This is a genomic window from Faecalicatena fissicatena (assembly GCF_016900595.1).
Classification (GTDB): Bacteria; Bacillota; Clostridia; order Lachnospirales; family Lachnospiraceae; genus Claveliimonas; species Claveliimonas intestinigallinarum.
In genome coordinates this window covers 1-1482 of sequence record NZ_JACLYY010000035.1, presented here as the reverse complement: position 1 = coordinate 1482, position 1482 = coordinate 1, and the positions used below count along the sequence as shown (strand labels likewise).

General features: G+C 39.1%; 1 protein-coding gene. It reads left to right on the top strand.

What is annotated here, in order from left to right:
- The first annotated feature begins 167 nt into the window (after positions 1-167).
- Positions 168-1346, top strand: a complete 1179-nt coding sequence (locus H7U36_RS14995; protein WP_191493432.1) for an IS110 family RNA-guided transposase — start codon at positions 168-170, stop codon at positions 1344-1346.
- The last annotated feature ends 136 nt before the right edge of the window (positions 1347-1482 follow it).

Below are 1482 nucleotides of genomic sequence, written 5' to 3'. Positions count from 1 at the left end.
TTCTTTCTCCTACCACTTGATGGTTTAAATAAGGCTCCAACCACAGTCTCTTTGTCCGGTTGTTAATCAGTTAGTTACCGCATGACAGTTGATCAAGAAGTAGGTTACAATTTCAAAGAGCCCTGTGGATCTTAATACAGTATCAATTCATTTTTAGGAGGTCCTATATGATTTTTGTAGGAATTGACGTTGCTAAAGATAAGCACGACTGCTTTATCACAAACTCAGATGGCGAAGTTCTTTTTCATTCCTTCTCCATCACCAATAACCTATCTGGTTTTACTGAACTCTATCAAAATATTCTATCCGTTATGAACGATGTTGACAAAGTAAAAGTAGGACTTGAAGCCACTGGACACTATAGTTACAATCTTCTCGGATATCTCTTAGATAAAGGTTTCCCGACCTACATTATCAATCCATTACATACGAATCTGTACAGAAAAAGTCTAAGCCTTAGACAGACCAAAACGGATAAAGTCGATGCCCGCACAATTGCTTCTATGCTGATGTCTGATGTGAACTTAAAGTCCTACTCAGACACATCTTACCACAACGAAGAATTAAAGTCACTGACTCGATATCGTTTTGATAAAGTAAAGGAACGCTCTGCTCTTAAGGTATCTATATCCCGGCTTGTCTGTATCCTTTTTCCTGAACTTGAAGAACTTGTTCCTACTCTCCATATGGCATCCGTCTATACTTTGCTGTCTGAGTTTCCAGGTGCTTCTTATGTTGCATCCGCTCATCTTACAAAGCTGACAAATCTGCTTTCTAAAGCCTCCAAGGGCCATTACGGAAAAGATACTGCTGTTCTTTTCCGGGAAACTGCCAGAAGTTCTATAGGCTCTGTTATGCCTGCAAAATCTCTGGAATTGAAACACACGATTAAACTCATTCAAGAACTAACTTCTGAAATTGATGAAATCGAGACAGCTATCAAGCAGATCATGGATGAAGAAATCCAATCCCCTATTCTCACCATTCCCGGCATTAGTTACCGGATGGGAGCAATGATCATTGCCGAGATCGGAGATTTCAATCGTTTTGATTCAGCCGATAAGATCCTGGCCTATGCTGGGATGTCTCCCTCTACATATCAATCTGGTCAACTGGATAACTGTCATTCCCATATGGAGAAACGTGGCTCCAGATATCTTCGTTATGCCTTATACAATGCAACAAAATATGTCTGCCATTGGGACAAAACTTTCGGTGCATATCTTGAGAAAAAGTGTTCTGAAGGAAAACATTACAATGTAGCTTTATCTCATGCTGCAAAAAAACTTGTCAGGACTATCTTTGCACTGGAAAGGTCTGGTCAACCATATAAAGCATCCGTTTAACTCTTTTTATAAACCACTTCTTTTTTAGAGCACCTACAAAGATGCTCTTATTGTCATACAGTTTTCAAGGTACTGATTGCAACGAAAAGTCGTTGCCACTTTTTTACTTGACTTTCTTTAATAGTTAGTCTTATTT